The sequence below is a fragment of the Denitromonas iodatirespirans genome, assembly GCF_018524365.1.
In the GTDB taxonomy this organism is placed as follows: Bacteria; Pseudomonadota; Gammaproteobacteria; order Burkholderiales; family Rhodocyclaceae; genus Nitrogeniibacter; species Nitrogeniibacter iodatirespirans.
In genome coordinates, this window is record NZ_JAEKFT010000068.1 from 1 (window position 1) to 4,165 (window position 4,165).

General features: G+C 63.2%; 1 protein-coding gene. It reads right to left on the minus strand.

Annotated features, from left to right (window positions below; genetic code table 11):
• Positions 1 to 4,165: non-ribosomal peptide synthetase (locus I8J34_RS23800; protein WP_214364123.1), on the minus strand; the 4,165-nt coding region annotated here is incomplete at both ends.

Here is a 4,165-nt window from a genome sequence, read left to right on the forward strand (position 1 = left end):
ACCGGGGTGGGCAGGTGCGCGTGCCCGCCTTGGTCGATCGCTTCGGCTTCTTCGACCAGCAGCTCGAGCGTGGTGTGGTCGATCGCCAGGTGGTGCGCCAGGATGTGCAGCAGCCAGCGCTGGTTGTCCGGGTCTTCGGCCAGATGGCATTGGAGCAGCGGGGCTTGGCGGATGTCGAGCCGGTAGTGGGCCGGGTCGAAGCGCGCTTGCAGTTGGGCGTCGATCGGGCCGTCTTCCCGGTTCAGGGCGATGGGCTCGCATTTGAGCGGGGCGTGGCGCAGGACGATTTGTACCGGTTGTTCCAGCCCTTCCCAGGCGATGGCGGTTCTGAGGATGTCGTGTCGGGCGATGACCTGTTCGATGGCCGCGATGAAGCGATCGAGCCGTTCGCGGCTGCCGAAGGCCAGCAGGCTGGGCAGCAGGTAGGCGTCGCCCGTCTGGCTCATCAGGTGGTGGAACAGGATGCCTTCTTGCAGCGGGGCCAGGGGGTAGATGTCCTGGATGTTCTTCACGCCGCCGGGTACCTGGGCAACGATCCGGTCGATCGACGTTTGGCTCAGGGCAACGAGCGGGAGCAGTTCGGGGCGGATCGCTTCGGTGTGCTCGGTGATCAGGTTCTCGGGCACGTCGATCTGGTGGCTGTTCTCGCTCAGGGCGCCGGCCAGCTCGGCCAGGGTCGGGGCGGTGAAGAGTACGCGCACGTCGGCGTGCAGCCCTGCCTGGCGCATGCGCTCGATGAGGCTCACCGCCATGAGCGAGTGCCCGCCCAGTTCGAAGAAGTTGTCTTGTCGGCCGACTTGTTCGACGCCGAGCAGCTCGCGCCATAGCTGGGCGAGCGTCTCTTCGACCTCGCCTTGCGGCGCTTCATAGGCGCGCTTGACATAGGCCGCCTCGTCCGGTGCCGGCAGCGCCTTGCGGTCGAGTTTGCCGTTGGGGGTCAGCGGGAAGGCGCCCAGGCGAACGTAGGCGCTGGGCACCATGTAGCCGGGCAGTCGCTGTTGGGCGAAGCTTCTGATCGCTTCGGCCTCGAGTTCGCCCTCTCCCGTGGTGTAGGCGATCAGTTGCTTGGTGCCGTCCTGCTCGCGGGCGATCACGACCGCTTCGCTGATCTTTTCGTGTTGCGCAAGCTTCGCTTCGATCTCGCCCAATTCGATCCGGAAGCCGCGGATCTTGACCTGGAAGTCGTTGCGGCCCAGGTATTCGATGGTGCCGTCGGGCAGCCACCGGCTCAGGTCGCCGCTCTTGTACATGCGCCCGCCTTCGACGAAGGGGTCAGCCAGGAAGCGCTCGGCGGTGAGTTCGGCTTGGTTGAGGTAGCCGCGCGCGACGCCCTCGCCGCCGATGTACAGCTCGCCGGCCACGCCCACCGGGACCGGTTGGTGGTGGGCGTCGAGGATGTAGATGCGAAGGTCTGGAATACGCACACCAATCGGACTTGCGCCAGAACGCTCGGTATCCCGCTCATGCAACGGCATGTAGGTCACATGCACCGTGGTTTCGGTGATGCCGTACATGTTGACCAGCTGAGTCCGCGCAGACGCGTTGCGCGCATACCAAGGCTTGAGCGTACGCAGTTCCAAGGCCTCGCCACCAAACACGATGCATCGCAACTGGTGCGACGTGTCATGAACGGCCTGGGCGGCAACCAATTGCTGGAAGGCACTCGGCGTCTGGTTGAGAACAGTGACTCGTTGCTCGCACAGCAAGGCATAGAAATCGGCCGGCGAGCGGGCAACATCCAGAGGCACCACCACGAGTTGACCGCCGTGCAGCAAGGCCCCCCAGATCTCCCAGACCGAGAAATCGAAGGAGAAGGAGTGGAACAGAGTCCAGATATCCTGGTCGTTGAAGTTGAACCAGTGATCGGTCGACCTGAACAAACGCACGACGTTGGCGTGATCAACCATCACACCCTTGGGCTGCCCGGTCGAGCCCGACGTGTAGATCACGTAAGCTATCTGCTCAGGACGGACCGGAAGCGCGAGGTTCTGCCCATCGAGTGCCTCCTCCGCGAAGCTGCAGACGCTCAGATCGATCAACGGCGTCCCATCGGCAACCGCACATCCTTCGAGGCCGATGGCGAGCACCTCATGCCCCAAGGTGTCAAGCACAACGGCACCTGGTTCGCAGTTGCGGACGACGTACGCAAGCCGGTCGGAGGCATACGCCGGGTCTAGCGGCACATAGCTTGCGCCAGCCTTGAGGGTGGCCAGCATAGCGACGAGCATGCCGATCCCGCGGTCCATGCAGATCGCGACATGATCATTCGGGCACACGCCCGACGCGACGAGTTCACGTGCGAGACGGTTGGCACGGCCATTGAGTTGCGCGTAAGTCACGCGCAACTGGCCATGGATCACCGCGATCGCCTCGGGGCTCTGCGCCACCTGCATTTCGAAGCGCTGATGCAGGCAGACATCCGTCGCCGGACGCGTCACCACGTTCCAGTCATGAACGACACGCCGGTACTCGGAGTCATCCAAAATCGGCAAGGCAGCAACTGCCGTTTGCGCGGGCGCGTCCACCATGGCTTCGAGCAAAGCCATCCAGTAACCCAGGTAGCGCTGAATCGTGGCCTCATCGAAGAGTGCGGTCGCATATTCCAACCCGCCTTCGATACCGGCGTTCTTGCTTGGTTCGAGCGTCAATAGCAGATCAAACTTGGCCGTCGAATGAGACAGATCGAAATCGGTAACGCGGGCACCATCGAGCGTCAGCGACGCCTGTCGCGTGGCCTGCCATGCCAACGCCGCCTGGAACAAGGGTGTGTGAGACAGGCTGCGTTCGGGGTTGATCACGTCGACCACCTGCTCGAACGGCAGATCCTGATGGGCCTGCGCTGCGACCACTTGCTCCCGGGTGCGACGCATTAACTGCTCGATGCTCGGAGAGTCATCGAGATCGATTCGCAGGGCCAGCGTATTGACGAAGAAGCCGATGAGCCCCTCGATTTCCGAGCGCTCCCGGCCTGCGATAGGCGAGCCGATCACCACATCGGTCTGCCCGGCAAGTCGGCCCAACACGGCCGCCCAGCTCGCCAACAAGCACATATACAAGGTAGCACCATGCCGTTGGCTGAACGCGTCGAGGCGCTTGCGGAGCTCAGCGCTCATGCGAACCGGGACGAGCGCGCCACTGTAGTCCTGCTGCGCTGGCCTTGGCCGATCCGTCGGAACGCTGAGCAGGGCCGGAACACCACTCAGATTCTGTCGCCAGAAGTCGGCCTGGCGCTTCATCTTCGCGCCATCCAACCAGCGACGTTGCCATTGCGCGAAGTCAGCATACTGGACGGAAAGCACCGGCAACTCCGGCTGCTCGCCACGGACAAAAGCTTGATACAGCTCGCCAAGCTCCGAGATGAAAACATCGACTGACCAGCCATCGGCAATGATGTGATGCATGGTCACCAGCAACACCTGATCTCCAGGCCCGGCCTCGACCAACAACACCCGGATCAACGGGCCACGTTCTAGATCAAACGGCTGCGCCGCCGCCGCAAGGCAGACTTCCCTGATCGTGGGGTCGTCCCTATCACTGGCCCTCAGACCTTTCAGCGCCAACTTGAGCCCGACATCGGCAGGCGCGATCACCTGCCTTGGTTCCCCATCAATCCGAGTGAAATGCGTGCGCAATGATTCATGCCGCGCGGCCAGTGCATCTAGCGCGGCCTGCAGGGCTGTCAGATCCAGGCTGCCCTGAATACGGACAGCCTCGGACATGTGATATGCCTCACTGCCGCCAAACATTTCGCTCAGGAACCACAGTCGTTGCTGCGACAGCGACAACGGCAGCGGAACGGAGCGATCAACGCACTCGATGGGCCGCAGGTCTGCAGCATCCGCAACGGAAACCCGCGCGGCGAGCAAAAACAGATTCGGATACGCAAAAAAATCGTTGAGGCCGATTTCGACGCCCAGCGCCTCGCGGATCCGGGCAACCACGCGCACCGCCATGAGCGAGTGCCCGCCCAGTTCGAAGAAGTTGTCTTGTCGGCCGACTTGCTCGACGCCGAGCAGCTCGCGCCATAGCTGGGCGAGCGTCTCTTCGACCTCGCCTTGCGGCGCTTCATGGGCGCGCTTGACATAGGCCGCCTCGTCCGGTGCCGGCAGCGCCTTGCGGTCGAGTTTGCCGTTGGGGGTCAGCGGGAAGGCGTCCAGGCGAACGT